This window comes from Rhizobium alarense, assembly GCF_021555155.1.
GTDB classification, from domain to species: domain Bacteria; phylum Pseudomonadota; class Alphaproteobacteria; order Rhizobiales; family Rhizobiaceae; genus Rhizobium_D; species Rhizobium_D alarense.
This window is the reverse complement of sequence record NZ_JAKGBU010000047.1, coordinates 1-22520: the sequence shown is the minus strand read 5'-3', so window position 1 is coordinate 22520 and position 22520 is coordinate 1. Positions and strand designations below refer to the sequence as shown.

Annotated in this window: 23 protein-coding genes; 16 read left to right on the top strand and 7 right to left on the bottom strand. The window is 66.1% G+C overall.

What is annotated here, in order from left to right; translation table 11 throughout:
- The 10 genes from proB (at position 1) to LXM94_RS15340 (ending at position 9542) form a co-directional block, all read left to right on the top strand.
- Complete coding sequence (gene proB, locus LXM94_RS15385; RefSeq protein ID WP_235772349.1) at positions 1-1182, top strand: glutamate 5-kinase; 1182 nt, start codon at positions 1-3, stop codon at positions 1180-1182.
- Positions 1175-2458, top strand: coding sequence for a glutamate-5-semialdehyde dehydrogenase (locus LXM94_RS15380; protein WP_235772348.1), 1284 nt, complete (start codon positions 1175-1177; stop codon positions 2456-2458). Before proB ends, LXM94_RS15380 begins: the two co-directional genes overlap by 8 nt.
- A gap of 37 nt (positions 2459-2495) precedes the next feature.
- Positions 2496-3104, top strand: a complete 609-nt coding sequence (locus LXM94_RS15375; protein WP_235772369.1) for a nicotinate-nucleotide adenylyltransferase — start codon at positions 2496-2498, stop codon at positions 3102-3104.
- Positions 3105-3135: 31 nt separating this feature from the next.
- A complete protein-coding gene (gene rsfS, locus LXM94_RS15370; protein ID WP_235772368.1) occupies positions 3136-3618 on the top strand; it encodes a ribosome silencing factor in 483 nt (160 codons plus the stop codon).
- Positions 3619-3711: 93 nt separating this feature from the next.
- Positions 3712-4194 (top strand): 23S rRNA (pseudouridine(1915)-N(3))-methyltransferase RlmH, encoded by a 483-nt coding sequence (gene rlmH / locus LXM94_RS15365; RefSeq protein ID WP_235772347.1) that lies wholly within the window; start codon positions 3712-3714, stop codon positions 4192-4194.
- Positions 4195-4283: 89 nt separating this feature from the next.
- Positions 4284-5705 carry a murein hydrolase activator EnvC family protein gene (locus LXM94_RS15360; RefSeq protein WP_235772346.1) on the top strand — a complete coding sequence of 474 codons (1422 nt, stop codon included), beginning with the start codon at positions 4284-4286 and terminating at the stop codon, positions 5703-5705.
- Positions 5695-7017 carry a S41 family peptidase gene (locus LXM94_RS15355; protein WP_235772345.1) on the top strand — a complete coding sequence of 441 codons (1323 nt, stop codon included), beginning with the start codon at positions 5695-5697 and terminating at the stop codon, positions 7015-7017. Before LXM94_RS15360 ends, LXM94_RS15355 begins: the two co-directional genes overlap by 11 nt.
- A gap of 70 nt (positions 7018-7087) precedes the next feature.
- Positions 7088-8272: a divergent polysaccharide deacetylase family protein gene (locus tag LXM94_RS15350; protein ID WP_235772344.1), complete on the top strand. Its 1185-nt coding sequence runs from the start codon at positions 7088-7090 to the stop codon at positions 8270-8272.
- 13 nt (positions 8273-8285) lie between these two features.
- Entirely contained in the window at positions 8286-8855 is a 570-nt protein-coding gene (locus LXM94_RS15345) for an RNA pyrophosphohydrolase (RefSeq protein WP_235772343.1), read from the top strand.
- 270 nt (positions 8856-9125) lie between these two features.
- Positions 9126-9542 (top strand): DUF3830 family protein, encoded by a 417-nt coding sequence (locus LXM94_RS15340; protein ID WP_235772342.1) that lies wholly within the window; start codon positions 9126-9128, stop codon positions 9540-9542.
- Positions 9543-9643: 101 nt separating this feature from the next.
- On the opposite strand, the gene bfr is transcribed toward LXM94_RS15340, so the two are convergent.
- From bfr to LXM94_RS15315, 5 genes are all read right to left on the bottom strand, one after another.
- Complete coding sequence (bfr, locus tag LXM94_RS15335; protein WP_235772341.1) at positions 9644-10135, bottom strand: bacterioferritin; 492 nt, start codon at positions 10133-10135, stop codon at positions 9644-9646.
- The gene (locus tag LXM94_RS15330; protein WP_235772367.1) at positions 10101-10412 is read right to left on the bottom strand and encodes a (2Fe-2S)-binding protein; all 312 of its coding nucleotides are present in this window, start codon (positions 10410-10412) and stop codon (positions 10101-10103) included. The genes bfr and LXM94_RS15330 overlap by 35 nt, the downstream gene beginning before the upstream one ends.
- 244 nt (positions 10413-10656) lie before the next feature.
- Positions 10657-13995 (bottom strand): error-prone DNA polymerase, encoded by a 3339-nt coding sequence (locus LXM94_RS15325; RefSeq protein WP_235772340.1) that lies wholly within the window; start codon positions 13993-13995, stop codon positions 10657-10659.
- Between the two features lie 8 nt (positions 13996-14003).
- On the bottom strand, positions 14004-15431 hold the full coding sequence (locus LXM94_RS15320) for a DNA polymerase Y family protein (protein WP_235772339.1): 1428 nt from the start codon (positions 15429-15431) through the stop codon (positions 14004-14006).
- A gap of 40 nt (positions 15432-15471) precedes the next feature.
- Positions 15472-16422 carry an ImuA family protein gene (locus LXM94_RS15315; RefSeq protein WP_235772338.1) on the bottom strand — a complete coding sequence of 317 codons (951 nt, stop codon included), beginning with the start codon at positions 16420-16422 and terminating at the stop codon, positions 15472-15474.
- Between the two features lie 166 nt (positions 16423-16588).
- Here LXM94_RS15315 and LXM94_RS15310 point away from each other — a divergent pair, with 166 nt between their 5' ends.
- Together LXM94_RS15310 and LXM94_RS15305 are read left to right on the top strand one after the other, a co-directional pair.
- The gene (locus LXM94_RS15310; RefSeq protein WP_235772337.1) at positions 16589-17023 is read left to right on the top strand and encodes a metallopeptidase family protein; all 435 of its coding nucleotides are present in this window, start codon (positions 16589-16591) and stop codon (positions 17021-17023) included.
- A gap of 191 nt (positions 17024-17214) precedes the next feature.
- Positions 17215-19170: an O-linked N-acetylglucosamine transferase, SPINDLY family protein gene (locus LXM94_RS15305; protein WP_235772336.1), complete on the top strand. Its 1956-nt coding sequence runs from the start codon at positions 17215-17217 to the stop codon at positions 19168-19170.
- A 9-nt stretch (positions 19171-19179) separates the two neighbouring features.
- Here LXM94_RS15305 and LXM94_RS15300 read toward each other — a convergent pair whose 3' ends face one another.
- The gene (locus tag LXM94_RS15300; RefSeq protein ID WP_235772335.1) at positions 19180-19386 is read right to left on the bottom strand and encodes a DUF1737 domain-containing protein; all 207 of its coding nucleotides are present in this window, start codon (positions 19384-19386) and stop codon (positions 19180-19182) included.
- Positions 19383-20294: an HpcH/HpaI aldolase/citrate lyase family protein gene (locus LXM94_RS15295; protein WP_235772334.1), complete on the bottom strand. Its 912-nt coding sequence runs from the start codon at positions 20292-20294 to the stop codon at positions 19383-19385. The genes LXM94_RS15300 and LXM94_RS15295 overlap by 4 nt, the downstream gene beginning before the upstream one ends.
- A gap of 124 nt (positions 20295-20418) precedes the next feature.
- Here LXM94_RS15295 and LXM94_RS15290 point away from each other — a divergent pair, with 124 nt between their 5' ends.
- From LXM94_RS15290 to LXM94_RS15275, 4 genes are all read left to right on the top strand, one after another.
- Positions 20419-20667, top strand: coding sequence for a hypothetical protein (locus LXM94_RS15290; RefSeq protein WP_235772333.1), 249 nt, complete (start codon positions 20419-20421; stop codon positions 20665-20667).
- Positions 20668-20780: 113 nt separating this feature from the next.
- Positions 20781-21215, top strand: coding sequence for a VOC family protein (locus LXM94_RS15285; protein ID WP_235772332.1), 435 nt, complete (start codon positions 20781-20783; stop codon positions 21213-21215).
- 128 nt (positions 21216-21343) lie between these two features.
- Positions 21344-21949, top strand: a complete 606-nt coding sequence (leuD, locus tag LXM94_RS15280) for a 3-isopropylmalate dehydratase small subunit (protein ID WP_235772331.1) — start codon at positions 21344-21346, stop codon at positions 21947-21949.
- A complete protein-coding gene (locus LXM94_RS15275) occupies positions 21949-22332 on the top strand; it encodes a RidA family protein (RefSeq protein ID WP_235772330.1) in 384 nt (127 codons plus the stop codon). Before leuD ends, LXM94_RS15275 begins: the two co-directional genes overlap by 1 nt.
- Positions 22333-22520: the final 188 nt, after the last annotated feature.

The following is a 22520-nucleotide window of genomic DNA, read 5'->3' as shown; positions in this document are numbered from 1 at the left end:
ATGGTCAAGGGCCGCAAGCCGCTCGCCAGATACCGGCGCATCGTCATCAAGATCGGCTCGGCCCTGCTCGTCGACCGCCAGACGGGGCTGAAGAACGGCTGGCTCGACGGGCTCTGCGCGGACATTGCGGCGCTGCGCGCCGGCGGCGCCGACGTGCTGGTCGTCTCGTCGGGTGCCATTGCGCTCGGGCGCACCGTGCTGAAGCTGCCGGCCGGCCTGTTGAAACTCGAGGAAAGTCAGGCCGCGGCCGCTGTCGGCCAGATCGCGCTTGCACGCGCCTGGTCGGAAAGCCTGTCGCGGGACGGCATCGTCGCGGGCCAGATCCTGCTGACGCTCGGTGATACCGAGGAACGTCGCCGCTACCTCAACGCCCGCGCGACGATCAGCCAGCTGCTGAAACTCGGCTCCATACCGATCATCAACGAGAACGACACGGTCGCCACCACCGAGATCCGCTATGGCGACAACGACCGGCTGGCGGCGCGCGTCGCCACCATGACCGGCGCGGACCTGCTGATCCTGCTGTCCGACATCGACGGGCTCTATACCGCCCCGCCGCATCTCGATCCGGACGCGCGGTTCCTGGATACGATCGCCGCAATCACCCCGGAGATCGAGGCGATGGCGGGCGGTGCCGCGTCCGAACTGTCGCGCGGCGGAATGCGCACGAAGATCGACGCCGGAAAGATCGCGACGGGCGCCGGTTGCGCCATGATCATCGCCTCGGGCAAGATTGACCATCCGTTGCAGACGATCGAGGACGGCGCGCGCTCCTCGTGGTTCGCGCCCTCCGGCACGCCGGTCACGGCGCGCAAGACCTGGATCGCCGGCCAGCTGCAGCCGGCCGGCACGATCGAGGTCGACACGGGAGCGGAGACGGCCTTGCGCTCGGGCAAGAGCCTTTTGCCGGCCGGCGTGCGGGCCGTATCGGGCCATTTTTCGCGCGGCGACACGGTGGCGATCCGCGGGCTCGACGGCCGGGAAATCGCGCGCGGGCTGGCGGGCTATGACGCGGAGGACGCGCGGCGCATTGCCGGCAAGAAATCGGGAGAGATCGCGGCGATCCTCGGCTATGCCGGCCGCGCCGCGATGGTGCATCGGGACGATCTCGTCATGATGGGCGCTTCGGCTGCCCGGCCTTTCGAGACCGTGGAGGAAGGAAAGGACGCTGCCCATGCTTGACCAGGTCCAGAGCGCGACCGACGTCGCGGAACTGATGGCCGGTATCGGCCGAAACGCGCGGGCGGCCGCCCGACCGCTGGCGACGGCCTCCGCCGGAGCGAAGAACGCGGCGCTCGAGGCAATGGCAGCGGCGATCGTCGCGGGCAGGGACGGGATCCTCGCCGCCAATGCCATCGACCTCGAGAACGCCCGGGAAAGCGGCGTCGCGAGTTCCTTCATCGATCGCCTGACGCTGACGCCGCAGCGCATCGACGGCATCGCGGCGACGATCCGCGAGATCGCCGCGCTCAAGGATCCGGTGGGCGACGTGATCGCCGAATGGGACCGGCCGAACGGCCTGCATATCGAGCGCGTGCGCACACCGCTCGGTGTCATCGGCGTCATCTACGAAAGCCGGCCGAACGTGACGGCGGACGCCGGTGCGCTCTGCCTGAAGGCAGGCAATGCCGTGATCCTGCGCGGCGGCTCCGACAGCCTCAATTCATCGCAGGCTATCCATGCCTGCCTCGTCGCCGGCCTGAAGCAGGCGGGACTTCCAGAGCATGCGATACAAATGGTGCCGGTCGCCGACCGGGCGGCCGTCGGCGCCATGCTCTCGGGTCTCAACGGCACGATCGACGTCATCGTACCGCGCGGCGGCAAGAGCCTCGTCGCCCGGGTGCAGAACGAGGCGCGCGTGCCGGTCTTCGCCCATCTCGAGGGTCTCTGCCACGTCTATGTCGACCGGTCTGCCGACCTCGCGATGGCGACGTCCATCGTCGTCAACGCGAAGATGCGCCGCACCGGCATCTGCGGCGCGGCCGAGACGCTGCTCGTCGATCGCGCGGTTGCCTCCACGCATCTCGTTCCGATCCTCGACGCGCTGAAAGCCGCCGGTTGCGAAATCCGCGCCTCCGCTGAAATCCGGGAAATGGTGCCCGGACTCATCGCCGCGTCGGAAGAGGACTGGTCGACGGAATATCTCGACGCCATCATCGCCGTCACGCTCGTCGATGGCATTGGCGGCGCGATCGACCACATCAACCGCTGGTCCTCGTCCCACACGGAAGCCGTGATCGCCGAGGATCAGGCGGTCGCCGACCGGTTCTTCGCGGAGATCGATTCGGCCATCCTGCTGCACAACGCGTCCACCCAGTTCGCCGATGGCGGCGAATTCGGCATGGGCGGCGAGATCGGCATCGCGACCGGCAAGATGCACGCCCGCGGGCCTGTCGGCGTGGAACAGCTCACCTCGTTCAAGTACCGGGTGCGCGGCACCGGACAGGTCCGGCCCTGACGTGGCGCAAGGGGAGGTTGCCGCCCGTTACCTGAGGATGCCGCATGTCGAGAAGGGCATGGCGGTCGGTCTCTTCGGCGGTTCCTTCAACCCGCCGCACGAGGGCCATGTGCTCGTCGCCGAGATCGCGATGCGGCGCCTGCGGCTGGACCAGCTCTGGTGGGTGGTCACGCCGGGCAACCCGCTGAAAGATCACCGCATCCTGGCTCCATTGGCCGAGCGGCTGGCGCTCAGCGAGACGATCACGCCCGATCCGCGCGTCAAGGTCACGGCCTTCGAACGTACGCTCGGACAGAACTACACGGCGAAAACCCTGGCGGTGGTCGCGGCAAGGAATCCGGGCGTAAAATTCGTCTGGATCATGGGAGCCGACAACCTCAAGGACTTCCACCGCTGGCAGAGCTGGCGGTCGATCGCCTCGACCTTCCCGATCGCGGTGATCGACCGGCCGGGTGATACGCTCTCCTATCTCTCCTCCAAGATGGCAAAGACGTTCGCCTATGCGCGGGTGGACGAGGAGGACGCCGCGACGCTTGCCCGCCGCCCTGCGCCGGCCTGGACGTTCATCCACGGACCCCGCTCGATCCTGAGTTCGACCGTCCTTCGCGACGGTGCCGCACTAGAGAAACACGCCCCTCAGAAGTGACGTCTTGAAAGCTTAACCCATTGATGACTACATTTACACTGCAGACCAGTCGATCTTCTGGTTTGCGCCGTGCTGTCCTGTTAAGTGGAAAGGGATTACTCTGACAACAGTGCACGCCAAGGGAAGCGCCGCCGGCGTCTTCTCTAAAAGCCCGGGACGTGGCGACGATGCCGCCGACCGCGCGCTTCAGGTGGTCCTCGCAAGTCTCGAGGATTCGAAGGCAGAAGATATCGTTTCCATCGACATTGCCGGCAAATCGGCGCTGGGCGACTACATGGTGGTCGTGTCCGGGCGCTCGAACCGTCATGTCATGGCGATCGCGGATCACCTGATTACCGACCTCAAAGACGAGGGGCTTGGCGCCGCTCGTGTCGAAGGGCTGGAAGCGGGCGATTGGGTGCTGATCGACACGGGCGACATCATCGTGCATGTGTTCCGACCCGAGGTGCGGGAGTTCTACAACATCGAACGGATGTGGGCGGCTCCCGAAATCGAAGACGGAACGCGGCACTAGGGTAGAGCCGGTCGGCGCATCCGTCGGCAAGAGCGGCGAAACAAGGCACCTCCAGGGTGAGAGGCGCCGCTTGTGCCACAGGAGGCGACGTCGATGCGGATCGGACTCTTTGCGGTCGGACGGCTGAAGGCCGGACCGGAAAAGGATCTTGCCGCGCGCTATCTCGACCGTTTCGCCAAGGCGGGTCCTGCCATTGGCCTTGAAGCGGGGCGCGTCGCGGAAGTCGCCGAGAGCCGTGCGTCCAATGCCGAGACCCGCAAGCGCGAGGAAGCCGGCCTGCTCGACAGGGCCCTGCCGGACGGTGCCGTGCTCATCCTGCTCGACGAACGGGGCAAGGCGCTCGGTTCGGAGAGTTTCGCGTCTCTGCTCGGCAGCTACCGGGACGCGGGCAAGCGCGACGTGATGATCGCGATCGGCGGCGCGGACGGGCTGGATCCCGCCCTTCACGACCGGGCGGATGCCGTGCTCTGCCTCGGCAAGATGACTTGGCCGCACCAGGTCGTGCGGATCCTGATCGCCGAGCAATTGTATCGCGCCGTGACGATCCTGTCCGGCCACCCCTATCATCGGGCCTGACGCCGGCGCCGGCCGTATTTTCGGCGATGTTTCTTGGCGAAATCGCCAAATCAGCTTAGACGAACGGAGACCCTCGAACGCGCGAGACCATGAGCAAGGCCAGTGACTTTCGCCATCGCATCCTTCGTCGCGGCCCGCTCGCGGCCGGCTTTGCGATTGCCCTGCTGTTGCTTCCCTCGCCGCCGCGTGCCCAGTCCGGCCCGGCGGACGTGGCGCTCGAGAAGACCGGTGCCGTTCCCGTCACCGAGGCCGATCCGGCGGCGGCGCTGCGTCTGCGCCGCGAAAGCACCCGCCGCGAGCTGGACGCGCTTTCCGGCACGATCCGCCTGACGGACGAGAAGACCAGGGAGCTCGTTTCGCGCATCGGCGACCTCGAAAAGGACCGCGCATCGCTGCGTGAGGCGATCGTCGCCTCCGCCAAGGCGCGCAAGGACATGGAGCAGCGCATCCTGGACGGCGAGCGCCGCCTGACGGCGCTGCGCGGCGAGGAATCCGGCATCCGCGCCTCGCTGATCGAACGGCGCGGCCTGCTGGCGGAGGTTCTGGCCGCCCTGCAGCGCATGGGCCGCAATCCGCCGCCCGCCCTGCTCGTCACCCCCGACGACGCGCTTTCCTCCGTGCGCAGCGCCATCCTGCTCGGCGCCGTCGTTCCCGGTCTGCGCGCGGAGACCGACAAGCTCGTCGCCGACCTCGCGGCGCTCTCGGACGTGCAGGCCCGGATCGGTGCCGAGCGCTCCGAACTCGCTTCGGCGATGGAAAGCCGTCTCGCCGAGGAGAAGCGCTCCGAGCTCCTCATCCGCGAGAACGAGGCGATGTCGGCCGCCAGCACGCGGACGCTCGAGGCGGAGCGCCGGCGGGCGGAGGAGCTCGCGGGCCGCGCGACGGGCCTGCAGGCGCTGATCGGCAGCCTCGAGCGCGAGATCAGCTCGGTGCGGGACGCGGCGGCGCTGGCGAAAGCGGAGGAGGAGAGGCTGGCGAAGTTGTCCGCCGAGGAGCGGCAGCGCCAGAAGCAGCAGGCGCTTGAAGCGATGCCCGACAAAAACCGCATTGCTCCCGCATATCCGTTCTCCGATCTGACGGGGCGCCTGGACTATCCGGTGGCGGGCGAGCCCCTGCGGCAGTTCGGCGACGCCGACGGAACGGGGCATCAATCGCAGGGTCTCGTTCTCGCGGCCAATCCCGGAGCTCTCGTCACGGCGCCGGCGGATGGCTGGATCGTCTTTGCGGGCAATTTCCGCAGCTACGGCCGCATGGTCATCCTGAACGCCGGCGAGGACTTTCACCTCGTGCTCTCGGGCATGGATCAGGTGACCGTGCGCGAGGGCCAGTTCGTGGTGGCTGGCGAGCCGCTGGCCACGATGGGTAACAAAAGAGTGGCGAGTGTAAATGCATTGGCGCTGGAAACGGATAGGCCGACGCTTTACATTGAATTTCGGAAGAACGGTAAACCGGTTGATTCCGGTCCCTGGTGGACGTCCAAGGTCTCTGGAAAGGCGCGCAATGATACGTAGGGCTTCTCTTGTTCTTGTCGGTGCACTGATGGGTGCCACGGCGACAAGCGTCATTTATTCGGCGACGCTCCCCGCCGAGGCGGCCAATGCCTCGACCTACCGCGAACTGTCGATCTTCGGCGACGTCTTCGAGCGCGTGCGCGCCCAGTACGTGACGCCGCCCAAGGAAGACCAGCTCATCGAGAACGCCATCAACGGGATGCTCTCGTCTCTCGACCCGCATTCGTCCTACATGAATGCGCGCGACGCCGAGGACATGCGCACGCAGACCCGCGGCGAATTCGGCGGCCTCGGCATCGAGGTGACGATGGAGGACGAGCTCGTCAAGGTCATCACGCCGATCGACGACACGCCGGCCTCGCGCGCCGGCGTTCTTGCCGGCGATTTCATCTCGAAAATCGACGGGCAGGACGTGCGCGGCCTCAAGCTCGAGGAAGCCGTCGAGAAGATGCGCGGCAAGGTCAACACGCCGATCAAGCTGACGATCCTGCGCAAGGGCGCCGACAAGCCGATCGAGCTGACCATCGTGCGCGACATCATCGCGGTCAAGGCGGTCAAGTCCCGCGTCGAGGGCGACGTCGGCTACCTGCGGGTCATCTCCTTCACCGAGAAGACCTATGACGACCTGGAGGCGGCGATCGAGAAGATCAAGACGGAGGTGCCGGCCGACAAGCTGAAGGGCTATGTGCTCGATCTGCGCCTCAATCCGGGCGGCCTGCTCGATCAGGCGATCAACGTTTCCGATGCCTTCCTGGAGCGCGGCGAGGTGGTCTCCACCCGCGGCCGCAACGAGGACGAGACACGACGTTTCAATGCCTCGCCGGGCGACCTGACCGACGGCAAACCCGTCATCGTCATGGTGAACGGCGGCTCTGCCTCGGCGTCCGAGATCGTCGCCGGCGCGCTGCAGGACCTTCGCCGGGCAACGGTGCTCGGCACGCGGTCCTTCGGCAAGGGCTCGGTCCAGACCATCATCCCCATGGGCGACGCGGGTGCGCTCCGTCTGACGACGGCGCTCTACTACACGCCCTCCGGCAAGTCGATCCAGGGCACGGGCATTACCCCGGACGTCAAGGTCGAGCAACCGTTGCCGCCCGAACTCCAGGGCAAACTGGAGACCGCCGGCGAATCCAACCTGCGCGGCCATATCCAGGGGCAGAGCGAGACCGACGAAGGCTCCGGTTCGTCCGCCTATGTGCCGCCGGAGGCAAAGGACGATCTGCAGCTTCAGTATGCGCTCGACCTCCTGCGCGGCGCGAAGACGGATCCTTCCTTCCCGGCCAATCCCGAGAAGGCTGAACTCAAGAACTGACAACCGACGAAGCGAAGCGCCCGGACCCGGTTCCGGGCGCTTCGGATTCGCGCCACCGGCAGACCTTCCTTTGGGCACAGACATCAACGCACCGCTCGGCCAGAACCGGAAGGCGAGGTCCCCCGCGGCGGGCGTCGCCCGGTTTTCCGCGGGACGCCTGGCATTCGGTCTGGTGGGGGCCGGCGTTCTTAGCCTTTCCGTCTTCACCGCCTTGGCGCCTTCGGGCCTCAGCGATAGCCCGACCGGGGTTGCCGCCGAGCCCGCTGCGTCCGCGGATGCCGACGTTGCCTTGACCGCGCAGGAGACGGGACGGGACGGCGTTCGACGGTCGTCTGGTACCGCAGGCGCCGTGATCGAGGAGACGCGCACGGACGACGGGTCGATCGTGCGGAAATATTCGCCCGGCGAGCGCGACGGCGACGGCCCGCTCATCATCGACGCCAGCCGGATCGGCCAGGATCCGCGCGCGGCCGCCTTTCCGAACGAGGCACTGCTCGAGGAGACGGAGTTCGGCCGCCTGCCGGTGGTCGGCGTCGACGGGCTCAAACCCTATGAACAATATGCGCGGCCGTGGTCCGGTGCGCGTGGCACGCGCGTCGCGATCGTCGTCGGAGGCCTCGGCCTCAGCCAGACGGGCACCCAGCGCGCCATCGAGACGCTGCCGGGCGAGGTAACGCTCGCCTTTGCCTCGGCGGGCAACAGCCTGACCCGCTGGATGCAGGAGGCCCGGCGCGGCGGTCATGAAATCCTGCTTCAGGTGCCCTTCGAACCCTTCGGCTACCCGGCCAACGATCCGGGGCCGAACACGCTGCAGGTCGACGCCTCCGCGACCGAGAACCTTGCCGATCTCCATCGGGCCATGGGACGGTTCACCAACTATACGGGCATCATGAATTTCATGGGCGGGCGCTTCCTCTCCGACGCGGACGCGATGGAACCGGTTTTCCGCGATATCGGCGAGCGCGGGCTGCTCTTCCTGGACGACGGCACGGCGGCGCAGTCGCTCTCTGCGACGCTCGCCGGGACCTTTTCCATGCCGCACGCCTTCGCCGACATCCAGCTCGACGCGGAGCTGTCGCGCGAGGCGGTGCTGCGCAAGCTCGATGACCTGGAACGGATCGCACGGCGGAACGGCACGGCGATCGGCGTTGCCTCCGCCTTCGATGAGAGCGTCGAGGCGATCGCCGAATGGAGCGGCGAGGCGGCGAAGCGCGGCGTCGAGATCGTCGGCGTCGCGGCGCTTGCCGCGCAATAGGAGACGGGACGGGATGGGGAAAGACAAGAAGCGCGTCGTGACGGCCGGGGACCTGCCATACAGGCCGTGTGTCGGCGTCATGGTGCTCAATCGCGATGGGCTCGTCTGGGCCGGACGGCGCATCGCGATCGGCAATTCGGAGTATGACGGCTCGCCGCAGCTCTGGCAGATGCCGCAGGGCGGCATCGACAGGGACGAGGATCCGCTGGCAGCCGCCTATCGCGAGCTCTATGAGGAGACGGGCATGCGCTCTGTCTCGCTGCTGGCCGATGCGGGTCGCTGGATCAACTACGATCTGCCCCCGCAGCTGATCGGCATCGGGCTCAAGGGCAGGTATCGCGGCCAGACGCAGCGCTGGTTCGCCTTCCGCTTCGAGGGCGACGAGAGCGAAATCGCCATCAACCCGCCGCCGGGTGGCCACGAGCCGGAGTTCGACGCCTGGGAATGGAAGCCGATGCAGGCGCTGCCGGACCTCATCGTGCCGTTCAAGCGCAAGGTCTACGACGAGGTGGTCTCCATCTTCGCGCCGCTCTCCGCGGAACGGGGCCAGGCGCAGGACCGCGCGGCCTCTGTCCGGGAATAGGGCAATCTCGGCTCCCCACCTTGCGAAGGCGAACGGTCGCGTGCTCCCGGCGCTTCACCGGGAGATGGCGGTTTCGGCGAAGAAATCTCGGCAACGGGCGGATGGCGCCCGCCGAGATGGCTTCCGGAAAAGTCTTTCGCGTGCCGTGAACGTTGGCCCGGATCTCCGCAGGCATTTTGATGGATAGCGGCTGGGCGCCGCGATTTTCGGGACGCGGCGGACCGAAGAACGCCGGTACGAAGGTGTCGTCCTGTCGCGCGTGGGGGTTTGATGCACAGATTGAGGATCGAGGCCGGGCCGTTCCGTTTCGAGGCGCGGTTCGAAGAGGCGGCGGCGCCGAAGACATGCGCGGCCTTCCGCAGGCAGATGCCCTTCGAGAGCCGCGCCGTGCACGTGCGCTGGAGCGGCGAAGCGGTATGGCTGCCCCTCGGGGACCGCGATTTCGGCGTCGGATACGAAAATGCCACCAGCTTTCCCGCACCGGACCGGATCCTGCTGTATCCGGGCGGCATCAGCGAGACCGAAATCCTGCTCGCCTATGGCGGCGTGCGATTCGCCTCGAAGGTCGGGCAGCTCGCCGGCAACCACTTCATCACGGTGACGGGCGGGCTGGAGAACCTCGCGGCGCTGGGGCGGCTCTGCCTGTGGGACGGTGCCCAGCCCATCCGCTTCCATCAGGCGGATTGAGGCGCGCGGTGTCGACATGCGCCCCTTCGGCAATGGCTTGAAAAGCACAACGCCCCCGGCCGTGCCGGGGGCGTTGTGCTACGGGAAGGAAAGAGGGTCGTTCAGTCGGCTTCCGCTTCGTTGGCCGGTGCCGCGTTGAGCTGGCCGTATTTCGCCGCGCCGAGCTTGTCGAGAAGTTCCAGCTGGGTTTCGAGGAAGTCGATGTGCCCCTCCTCGTCCATCAGCAGTTCCTCGAAAAGCTTCATGGACACGTAGTCGCCGGCGCCATGACAGATGTCGCGCGACTTCTTGTAGGCGGTGCGGGCGTCATATTCGCCGGCAAGATCCGCTTCGAGGACTTCCTTGACGTTCTGCCCGATGCGCAGCGGCGCAACCGTCTGCAGGTTGGGATGGCCTTCGAGGAAAATGATGCGCGCGACCAGCTTGTCGGCATGCTGCATCTCTTCGATCGATTCGGCGCGCTCCTTCTTGGCCAGAAGCGTGTATCCCCAGTCTTCGAGAAGGCGGTAATGGAGCCAGTACTGGTTGACGGCCCCGAGCTCGAGATAGAGCGCTTCGTTAAGCTGCTCGATGACCTTTTTGTCGCCTTTCAAGATCCGCTCTCCTGTTTTCTTCATGGAATTGTTTGAGGCGGGTCATGAAATCAAATATCTCGCCGTCCGTCGAGTGGCGCTCGGCATGATAGCGCTCCGTCGTGCGGATGATGATGTCGACGACATTGGGAAAACAGCCGCAGCAACGGCCGCGTTTCTGCATCGCGTGATAGACTTTTGCAGGGACGATCAGCTGCCAGCAGTCCTCGTTGAGAAGGTCGACAACGACGTCGGCGATCTCTTTTTCGGTGATGAAGTTGCAACTGCAAACGAGCATACGTCCGGCCTGCCATGCGCAATGCACTGAGTTTCCGGGATTAAGCAAAAGACGACAGTGAGTGTCAAGAAAAAACAGGTCAGAAGTCCTGTCACATACTATTAGAATCATTATAAACTAGAGGAAACATATCGTGTTTTCATATATTTGGTTTTCCTGAGGGAGGCGAAATGCCACCATGCATCCCTGTATGCCGGCTGATCACTTTTTGTTGCAGGTATGCGAAAAAATGCCCTGGCGCGGGTTAATGGAAGTTCCTGCCTTTCGGCATGACCCGCGCCGTCTCGCGGACGGCGGCATCCGGTTGCCCGGGCGGCGTGCCGCGGCTGTCCTGACGCACTTTGCCGCGCGCCTCGTCCACCGGATGGAGCACTTCGCCGGCGTGGCTCATGGCACCCGAGCTCCGCCTCTCCGATGTCAGGATGCCGAGCATCGGCGTCATGTCCTCGACATGGCTGACGACCACATGGATGACGCCGCTTTCCCGTTGCAGCCGCCCGCGGATCGTCACGAGCCGCGCCCCCATGATGACCGATCGGTAGGCCTCGAAGACCTTGGGCCAGACGATCGCATTGGCGATGCCCGTCTCGTCTTCCAGCGTCATGAAGATCACCCCTTTCGCCGAGCCCGGGCGCTGGCGCACGAGCACGAGACCCGCCACCGTGACAAGGCGCCCCTTCGGGGCCGTTTCGAGTTCCTCGCTGCGCAACACCCCCAGACGGGCAAATTCGCCGCGCAGGAAGGAGACCGGATGCGCCTTGAGCGACAAGGCGAGATAGCGGTAGTCGTTGACCACCTGCTCGCTCGCCGGCATGTCCGGCAGCCGGATCGCGGGCTCGGCCTGCAGGTCGCCCCGGCCCGCACGGTCGAACAGCGGCAGGCGCTCCGCGGCGCTGGTCTCGTCGAGCGCCTTCGCCGCCCAAAGCGCCGCGCGGCGGTCGATGCCGAGCGAACGGAAAGCATCCGCGTCGGCCAGTCGCTCGATGACGGAGCGCGGCAGGCCCGAACGCAGCCAGAGGTCGCGCACGGAGGCATAACCCGGCCCGCGATTGGCGACGAGCCGCTTCCCGATGTCGTCCTCCCTCAATCCCTTGACGAGCCGAAAGCCGAGCCGCACCGCCCTTTTCGAGCGGATGACGCCGCGCATCTCCCGGTGGCGTGCCGCGATGTCGTCCGGGTTGAACATCCGTTCTCCCTCCAGACCGCAATCCCAGCCGGAATGGTTGACGTCGACCGGCAGCACCCTCACGCCATGCTCGCGGGCATCCCGCACGAGCTGCGAAGGAGCATAAAAACCCATCGGCTGGGCATTCAGGATCGCCGCGCAGAAGACGTCCGGATAATAGGCCTTGAACCAGGAGGACGCGTAGACGAGCGTGGCGAAGGAGGCCGCATGGCTCTCCGGGAAGCCGTATTCGCCGAAACCCTCGATCTGGCTGAAGCAGCGCTCGGCGAATTCACGCGGATAATCGCGCGCGACCATGCCCTCGACAAAACGCGCCTTGAAGCCGCTCACCTGTCCCGTCCGGCGAAAGGTCGCCATAGCGCGGCGCAGCTTGTCCGCCTCGTTCGGCGAGAACCCGGCGGCGACAATGGCGATCTGCATGGCCTGCTCCTGGAAAAGCGGCACGCCCAGCGTCCGCGCCAGGACATCGCGAAGTTCCTCCTTCGGATATTCGGCCTCCTTTCTCCTGTCCCGGAATTCCTCCCGGCGCTTCAGGTAGGGGTGAACCATGTTGCCCTGGATCGGTCCGGGACGCACGATCGCCACCTCGATGACGAGGTCGTAGAATTCGCGGGGGCGCAGCCGTGGCAGCATGCTCATCTGCGCCCGGCTCTCGATCTGGAAGACGCCGAGCGTGTCCGCCCGGCAGATCATGTCGTAGACGGGGTCGTCCGTCCGCTCCTCCTCGTAGATCGCGGCCAGCGTTTTCTGTCTGCCGTAATGGGTGTCGAGCAGCTTCAGCGCCTTTGCGAGGCAGGTGAGCATGCCGAGCGCCAGCACATCGACCTTCAGGATCTTCAACGTGTCGAGGTCGTCCTTGTCCCACTCCACCATGTAGCGGTCCGGCATCGCCGTGTTCATGATCGGCACCACCTCGTCGAGCCGGTCGCGCGTGATGACGAATCCGCCCACATGCTGGGAGAGATGGCGGGGAAAGCCCATGAGCTGGCCGGCATAGGCGATCACCCGCCCTGTCGTCGGATCCTGCATGTCGAGGCCGGCCGCGCGCGCCTGCTCGTCGGAAACGGAGGTGGTCCACCAGCCCCAGACGGAGCCGGAAAGAGCCGCCCGCACATCCTCCGACAGGCCGAAGGCCTTGGCGACCTCGCGGCCCGCCGAACGTGTCCGGTAGCTGATCACGGCCGCTGCAAGACCCGCATGCTCCTTGCCGTAGGTCTTGTAGATATATTCGATCACCTCCTGGCGTCGCTCGTGCTCGAAATCGACGTCGATGTCCGGTGGTTCGTCGCGGTCCGCCGAAAGGAACCGGTCAAAGAGCAGCTTGAACCGGTTCGGGTCCACCTCGGTGATGCCGAGGCAGTAGCAGACGGACGAATTGGCCGCCGAGCCGCGCCCCTGGCAGAGGATGTCTTTGCTGCGGGCGAACGTCACCAGCTTGTGCACCGTCAGGAAATACGGCTCATAACGCTTGGCGTGGATGAGCTTCAGCTCGTAGCGGATATTCTCCGAAACTTTTGCCGGGACACCCGCCGGATAACGTATTGCAGCGCCTTCCGCCACCAGCCGGGCAAGTGTTTCCGCCGGCGTTTCCCCTTCGGCGGCTTCCTCAGGATATTGATGGGAAAGCTCCTCCAGATCGAAGGAGAGGCCTTCGAAGAAGCGCCGGCTGTTGTTGATCGCTTCGGGATGCGCGGAGAAGAAGCCGGCCATGTCCTCTGCCGTCTTCAGGTAGCGCTCCGCATTCGGCTGCAGCCGGAAACCCGCTTCGGCGACGGGAACGTTCTCGCGGATGGCCGTCACCACATCGGCAAGCGGGCGGCGGTCCGGCTTGTCGTAGAGCGCGTCGTTGGTGGCGATGAGCCGTACGCCGTTCTGCCGGGCAAGGCGCGACAGGAGCGCGAAATCGTGCCGGTCGAACCCGTCGTAGCGCGGCGTCAGAGCGAGATAGAGCCGGTCGCCGGCTGCCGCCCGTAGCGCCGTGAGGGTTTCGATCAGCCGGTCGAAGGCCGGGCGAATCCGTCCCGGCAGGACGATGAACTGCATCTCCGCCTGCCACTCCAGAAGGTCGGCGAGTGCGAGCGCGCAGTTTCCCTTGCGGGCGCGCAGGTTGCCCGCGCTGAGCAGCCGGCAGAGATGCGCCCAGCCCTTGCGGTTGCGCGGATAGGCGAGGACATCCGGCGTGCCGTCGGAAAAGACGAGGCGGCTGCCGGGCCGGAAGGGAAATTTCTCGTACCGTGCCTTGGCGTGGGCGCGCACGACGCCGGCGACCGTGTTGCGGTCGGCGATCCCGATGCCGCCGAGCCCGATCGTCTTCGCGGTGGCGACCATATCCTCGGCCGAGGCGGCGCCTTCGAGGAAGGAGAAATTGCTGCGGGCGCCGAGTTCGAAGAAGGGCATGATGCGCCTCATGCGAATATGCCGTGAAGAAACCATTTCGGATCGGCCTTTTCGCCATAGAAACCTTCGCGGTAGAGCCAGTAGCGCCGCCCCTCCTCGTCCTCGACCCGGAAATAGTCACGCGTCCGGGCGTCCCTGCCGTCAGCCCACCATTCGCCCGCAATGCGTTCCGGACCCTCGGCACGGCTGATGCGGTGGAGGCTGCGGCGCCAGCGGAAGGTGCGCGGTGCACCCTCCGGCACTTCCGCCACGGTCTCCACCGGTTCCGGCCGGGTAAAAAGCCGGACCGGCCGGGTGCCGGGTGCAAGTGCCTCTGCCGGCGATGTCCGTGCCGTTCTTTCCTTCGTGCCCTCTGCAAAAAGATCGGAAGCCGGCCGGAAGGCCGATGCGCGTTCGGGCACGTGACTTTCACACAGGGTGGCGACGGCGAGGCAGTCCGGCCCGTACCGGGCACGGACCCGGTCGACGAAAACGGAAAGCGCCTCTTCCTCCCCGCCGCCGGCGGAGAAATCCTGTTGCTGCGCCCGGAAGTCCGCACAGTCGAGAACCGAGAGCCGGACGATCTCGAAGCCGAAGCCGGCATCGAGATCGTCGTGCAAGACATCGAGGCGCTCGCGGAAAAGCCCGGCGATGCGCTCCGGATCGCGCAGCGGCAGCGATGCCGCGGCATGGATACGGAAAACTTTCCCATCCACCCGGAAGAGCATGAGCTCGAACAGGCGCCCTCCCGCTCCCCGCCGTTCCAGACCCTCGCGGACCGGATCGGCGAGGCGGCGGGCGAGGCCGAGAATATCGTCTGCCGCCTGGACCGGCTCGAAGAGCTTGCGCTCCGCCGAGAGGAGCGGGACGGCAAGCCGCGGCGAGATGGGTTCGTCTTCGCGACCGAGTGCCTGATCGAGCCTGAGCAGCAGGGACGGTCCGAAGCGACGGGCGAGCGGCGCGCGGGGCAGGCTGAGGAGATCGCCGATGCGTTTCAGCCCGACCCGGCCCAGGGCCTCGGCCAGCTCCCGGGACAGGCGGAGGGCGGCAACGGGAAGCGGCGACAGGGTGTCGGCGGCGGCTTCCGGCGCAATGACACCGCCCCGGCCGGAGCGCGCCGCCGCCCAGGACAGGCCGACGGAGGACGAGACGGCGCCGCGTGCCTCGATGCCGAGGACGAAGAGCTGGGCGAGCAGTCCGTCGAGCAGGGCCCGCTCGCCGCCGTGGAGATGGGCGCAGCCGGTGATGTCGAGGCAGAGCCCGTCTTCGCCATCGAGCGCCACGAGCGGCGTGAAACGGCCGCACCAGTCGGCGAGCCCCTCGAGGAAGGCGCGATCGGCGACGGGTTCCGCCGGCAGGACGTCGAGTGCCGGGCACACGGCGCGCGCCTCCGCCACCCCCTGGCCGGCCTTCAGGCCGCGCCGTTCGGCCTCGCTGTCGAGGTGGACGAGCCGCATGGCATTGTCCACGCGCTCGGTGAAAGCGACCGGCGGATGGTCAGGACGCCCGGTCGAAAGCCAGGACCGCCCCCAGCGCCGTCGGGCGACCCGATCGGCGGGAAGATGCGGAAACCACAGCGACAGAATCCGTTGTGTCCGCGTTGCGGCGAAGAGGGAGGTGTCCGGCGCGGGGATCGGAGAAACGGCGGTCATGGGGGTTCCACTCCAGAAAAAGGCCGCTCGATGCAGGAGCCCTGCTCTTTTCGGCCGTGACGTGAAAAACGGGATTGCCGATGCTGTCGGCGAGGGCCGGCCCGTCCGGCATCGGGCGGGCGGCGGCCGGGGCGGGATCGACGCGGAGCCGGAAACGCGCGCTGCTCGCCTCCTCCTCGCCGGACTGGCGAAGCAGGATGAGCGGCATGCCGGCGGCCTGCGCGCGCAACTGCAGCCGGCGGCTTTCCCTCAGCCCGAAACAGACGGCATTGCCGCGCATTTCGAGCACGACGGCGCAAAAGGCCGAAACGGCAAGCGCCGCTTCGGCCATCCAGAGGGCATCCGGCAGCCGCCGCGGGCGGGCAAGGAAGAAGCGGCGGGAGGAAAGCCCATGGTTCTCGAGGCCGCGCGCATCCGGCAGTGCCGCTTCCCGCAGGGCCTCTGCCTCGCTGATCCAGAGAAGCGCGCCCTCACCCCCGCCGTGTTTCTGGCAAAGCGCAAGCAGCGCAAGGACGAAGCCGGATGCTGCCCCGATGTCGCGGGTCTCGCCGTTGCGGATCTCGCAGAGCCCGCCCAGCGGCAGGCCGCCATCCGTCCGGGCGTCGAGAGCCGGATGGCCGAAGGACAGCCGCTGCGGCCGCTCCCTGTGCTCTGCGCCGCCGGCTGCTTCCGCCTTCGTCCATACCCCGCCCCGCCCCCGGCCGGCGCCGGTCTTCGGCCCGTCGGCGGTCTCGATCCGGGTTATGGCTTCACGCAGAGCAAAAAGCCGCTCACGCGCCAGGGCAGGCTGCGCCATGACGATCGTTCCCTTGACTGTTCCTGTTATGTTCTTATGGATTCCAGAGCTTACCGAAAGAGTCAATCGGGAATTTTATGAATTTATTCCTGTATTTTACCTGGACAGAATTCAATACTCGAAAAAGGCCAATGAAATCGCTATATCACGGGTCAAAGGAGTGCCCATGGCCCGCATTGACCAGACCGAGGATTGGCGGAACCGCCATGCGCCGACGATCAGCACCTTCGAATCGCTCGCGGTGGAAGCCTATGGCCACTTGCCGGACGAGTTCCGTGCGCTGACCGGCAACCTCATTATCGAGATCGACGATTTCCCGAGCGATGAGGTGTTCGAGGACATGGCGCTGGAAACGCCCTTCGACCTGCTCGGCCTGTTCGAGGGGCGCGGCGTGACGGAGCGCTTTACGGCGGAGACGGGCGAGATGCCGAACCGCATCACGCTCTACCGGCGCCCGATCATCGATTACTGGGCCGAAAACGAGGAGACGCTGGGGGATATCATCACCCATGTGCTCATCCACGAGATCGGCCATCATTTCGGCCTGTCCGATGACGACATGGAACGCATCGAGGAAAGCTCCGAGGCTGCGCCGGGGTGAGGCCGGCGCCGATTGCCCCCTTCATGCTCGGCCGCAGGGCCGGGTTTCGCCGAATGGCATTTCACTTCTGCCGCCCGCCTGCCTGACGCAAGTTTGGCCGGGCAGACTTGCGGGAAGCAAGGCCTGCACCCGGCCTGTCGCCGCGCGCGACCATCCGGGACGACGGCCGAACAGGCCGGCAGGAGTGAAACGTGAACAGCAAGGCATCGCTCTCGGAGGCGTCGAAAAACTACCGGAAGGGCCGCTACGCCGAGGCGCTGGATGCGCTGAACGCCCTGATCGACATCCGGAAGGACGCCGAGACCTATGCGCTGCTGGCGCGGACGCTTGCGAAACTCGGGCTGAAATCCGAAGCGGCCAGTGCCTTCACGCTTGCTGCCGGTTTCGAGGAGCCCGATGCGGCAGACCACCTGCGCGAGGCGATGAAGCTGCATTTCGAAGACGGCAATGAGGACCAGGCGCTGCTTTACGGCATGCGGCTTCTCCCGAAGGCACCGAAGGATGCCGACATCGCCTTCGTGCTCGTCTCGATCTTCATGAAGCGCGGCCGGATGGACATCGCCCGGCAGTTCAAGGTCGCTCTCTCGGAGAGCCCGCTGCCGCTCCACCACAATCTTGCCCGCAAGCTGCTGACGGACGATTTCGGCGACGAGACGAACCACCAGCTCGCCCGCAACCTGCTGAAACATGCGCCCGACAGCTTCAAGTGGCGGTTCCTGAATCTGATCTATGCCCGGGAATCCTGCGATTTCGAGGCGATCGACCGGCTGTCTCCGCCGGTCCGCAAGGCGCTCGCGAAGGGCCAGGTGGATATTCTCGCCAACGATCTCGCCTTCTGCAACATCAGCTGGACCGGCAGCGAACGCCTGAACCGCATGGCGACGATCGGCCTCAAGCCGGTGCCGCCGGCGCTGACAGCCGCCCGGCGCACGCAGCCCCACCGGTGGGGCGAGAAGATCCGCATCGGCTATGTCTCCGCGGATTTCTGGGACATGCATGCGACGATGAAGCTGCTCCAGGGCGTGCTTGAGCTGCACGACAGGAAACGTTTCGACGTCACGCTGTTCTGCCACACGCCAAAGGACAACCTTGCCCGCAACAGGACCGACCGTTCGCGCTGGGGGACCGTCGTCGACATCCACGGCCTTGCCAACGATGCGGTGGCCGAGATTGTCCGTGCGCGGGAAATCGACGTTCTGGTCGACCTCAAGGGCCATACGCTCGGCAGCCGCCCCGGCATCTTCAACGCCGCCGCCGCGCCGATCCAGGTGGGGTGGCTCGGCTTTCCGGGCAGCACGACGCATGTCGACCTGGATTATGTGATCGGCGATCCCGTGGTGTTGCCGGAAAGCTCGAAAGCCTTCTACCACGAGAAATTCTGCCGGCTTCCCGACTGTTACCAGCCGAACGATCCGCTCCGGCGCCCGCTCGCCGCGCCGACGCCGCGGCCGGCCCTCGGCCTGCCCGAGGCGGCCTTCGTCCTCGCCTCCTTCAACGCCAACCGCAAGATCACGGCGGAGACGCTGGACCGCTGGTTCGCGATCCTGCGGCAGGCCGAAAACAGCCTGTTGTGGATCCTGCCGGACAATGGCCGCACCGAGGCGAATATCCGCAAGCGTGCGCAGGCCGCGGGCATCGACGGGGAGCGCATCCGCTTCACGTCGAAGATGAACTACGAGGACCACCTGAACCGCCTGCCCGCCGCCGATCTCGGCCTCGACACCTGGCCCTATAACGGCCATACGACCACCTCGGAGCAGCTCTGGGCCGGTGTGCCGGTGCTGACCGTGAAGGGCACCAACTTCGCCTCGCGGGTCAGCGAAAGCCTTTTGAACACCATCGGACTGCCGGAACTCGTTGCGGCCGATGCGGATCACTATGTCGCGACGGCCGTGTCGCTCAGCCGCGACCGCGAGAGGTTAGCCGGCTACAGGGAAAGGCTTGCGGCGAACCGCTTCACGATGCCGCTCTTCGACGCGGAGCGCTTCTGCCGGCATCTGGAACGGGCCTTCGAGGCCATGGTCGAGCGGGCCAAAGCCGGCCTTGCGCCCGATCATCTCGACGTGTCGGCACTGCCGGCCCGGAACGGGTCCTTCGCTCCGACAGCGGCCGGGGAGATCGCCCCGCCGGCGCTCCGCAGGGCCTGACCGGCCGCCTCACTGCTCCGAAAGCTTCATCTCCGGGACGTAGTCCTTGCCGGCGACCTCTTTGACGACGGCCTGGCCGCACTGCATGCTGCGCGTCTCGTCGTTGTAGGCGTAGCTCGGCGAGCCGTGCAGTTCCCAGCCCCTGTTGAGGGCGGCGGTCACCTTGTGACAGAAGGAGGCGTCGTCGGGTCCGGTCAGGAAACGGTAGAGTTTCATGCGCTGTTCTTTCGCTCTGCGATGAGGTCCGCCTTGACGAGAAGCCGGTCGGCCTGGTCGGCATGCAGCTTCTCGACCATGCGACCCTTGAGGTTGATCGCCCCCTTGCCGGCGTTTTCCGGCGCGGCGAAGGCGGAGACGATGACGAGCGCCTCGGCGGCCTCCGCCTCCGAAACCCCGAAGGCGGCGTTGGCGGCCGCGATCTGCGCCGGATGGATCAGCATCTTGCCGTCGAAGCCCATCAGCCGGCCCTGCTCGCATTCGGCGGCGAAGGCATCGGTATCGGCGAAATCGTTGAAGACGCTGTCGATCACGTCGAGGCCCGATGCACGCGCGGCGACCACGGCCTGCACGAGAATTGGCAGCAGATAGGGCCGGCCCGGCATATCGGCGATGCCGGTCTCCTTGCGCAGGTCGTTGAGGCCGACGACGAAGCAGTCGAGCCTACCGCCGGCCGTTCGGCCCACTTCGGCGATCGGCGCAAGGTTGAGGATCGACGCCGCGGTCTCGATCATCGCCCAGAGCCGCGGCGCCTCGTCGAGGCCTTTCTCGCTCAGCCAGTCGGCGACGTCGAGCACGTGCTGCGGCTCGCAGACCTTCGGCAGCAGAACCGCATCCGGTACGCAGGCGGCCACGGTTTCGAGATCCGCCAGCCCGTCCGGGCCGGCGAACGGGTTGACGCGGATGACGTGTTCGCGCGATCCCGAGCGGTCGAGCGCGGCGAAATGGGAAACGAGGGCCGCCTGCGCCTCCGCCTTCTTCTCGGGCAGCACGGAGTCCTCGAGGTCGAAGATGATCGCATCGCAATCGAGCGCCGCCGACTTCGCGAGCGCGCGCGCGTTGCTGGCGGGAACGCTCAGCACCGAACGGCGCAGGCGGACGGGATGGTGATGGGGCAGGCTGATCATGGGGTCTTTGTGCACCGCTTTGCCGCAGGCGGCAAGCGCCGATCCTCAGTGCCTGCGACCGAATGAAGCCTTGCAATCAACACAATCGCCTCCCACATTCTCAGCAGAGAAAGGGTTCCATCCAATGCAAAGCATTCGTTCTCTGTTCCTCACCGTTGCCGGCGTTCTGTTCGCCGGCGCCGTTTTCCTGTTCGCCGCCTCGCTCGGGCTTGCGCTTGCCGGCATCACGGCGGTGCTGATGTTCGGGAGCTGGGTTGCCGCCCGCATGCAGCCGAGGCCGGTACGCGCCACGGTCGATGCACGCAACCGCCGCCAGGCCCCGCGCGAACCGCGCGTCTGGAACGACGGCCGCGGCACGATCATCGATCTCTGACCGGCCCAGGCGACGTTTCGGGAAATTTTCGGGGCACCTGTCGGAATCCCGGACCCGCCATCGTCCTAGATCGACCGCGCATCGCGGCATCGTGACAGGAGATGGAGACCAAGATGGACACGACCCCGGAACAGACCACCGAATCCCACCCGCCCATGCCGCCCGTCAAGAACGGGCTCCTGCCGTATATCACCGTCGATGGCGCCGTGAAGGCGGCGGAATTCTACGCGAAGGCCGTCGGCGCCGAGCGGGCTTTTCTCGTTCCCGTCGACGAGCAGGGCCGCACGATGCATGTGCATCTCTACGTCAATGGCAGTTCGCTGATGCTCGCCGACGCCTATCCGGAATTCGGCCACCCCTACGAAAAGCCGCAGGGCTACACGCTACAGCTCGTCGTCGACGACATCGACCGCTGGTGGGGACGGGCCGTCGATGCCGGCATGGAGGTGGTGATGCCGGTCGAACGCATGTTCTGGGGCGATCGCTACGGGCAGCTGCGCGATCCTTTCGGCGTGCTCTGGGCCATGAACGAGCCTGCTGCGCGGTAATCCAACCCGTGTAGAAGGGACGGACGGCAACCTCCCGCCCGTCCCGGCACGAGATTTTCCTTCATTTCGGCGGAAAATTGCTCTAAGGCGGGGAAATATCCGACACCCGTAATCGAAAGCGCAGAGTCATGGACAAGTTCGTCAAGCTGACCGGCGTCGCCGCGCCGCTTCCCGTCGTCAACATCGACACGGACATGATCATCCCGAAGGACTACCTGAAGACGATCAAGCGCACCGGTCTCGGCACCGGCCTCTTCGCCGAGGCACGCTATCTGGAGGACGGTTCGCCGAACCCGGATTTCGTGCTCAACAAGCCCGCCTACCAGAACGCCAAGATCCTGGTGGCCGGCGACAATTTCGGCTGCGGCTCCTCGCGCGAGCACGCGCCGTGGGCGCTGCTCGATTTCGGCATCCGCTGCGTGATCTCGACGTCCTTTGCCGACATCTTCTACAACAACTGTTTCAAGAACGGCATCCTGCCGATCGTCGTCAGCCAGGCCGATCTCGACAAGCTGATGGACGATGCCAGCCGCGGCTCCAACGCCGTCCTGACCATCGACCTCGAGGCGCAGGAAATCAGCGGACCGGACGGCGGCCGCATTGTCTTCGAGGTGGATGCCTTCCGTCGCCATTGCCTGCTGAACGGCCTTGATGACATCGGGCTGACGCTCGAGAAAGCGACGGCCATCGACAGCTTCGAGAAGACGAACGCCGCGTCGCGGCCCTGGGCCTGATGCGCCGGCTGATCTCCTCCGGTTCACCCTTCGAGAAGATCGCGGGCTATTCGCGCGCGGTCGTCGAGGGCGAGTGGTGCTTCGTCTCCGGCACGACCGGCTACGACTATGCCACCATGACCATGCCGGAGACGGTGGAGGCGCAGACGCGGAACTGTCTTGCCACCATTCGAAAGGCGCTGGAGGAGGCCGGCTTCTCGCTCGCCGATACGGTGCGCTGTCACTATTACGTGACGGACGCCGCCTTCGCCGACATCGTCTTTCCGATCCTCGGCGAGGCCTTCGGTGCCATCCGCCCTGCGGCCACGATGGTCGTCTGCGGGCTTATCAAGCCCGAAATGCTGGTCGAAATCGAGGTGACCGCGCTGCGACGCCGCGACTGAGACGATTCCGCCACCGCCCTCGTCCCTTGCGCCACGCCCCCGTCAAACGAAGAACCCCGGCCTCCAGAGGTGGCCGGGGTTCTTCGTTTGACGGGAGGATGTCGTCGGGTTGTCTCAGTGGCAGACGCGGATGCGCTTGACGCGCAGGTTGCCGTAGTAGTCGTAGAAGCGGACCTTCTTGATGAAGC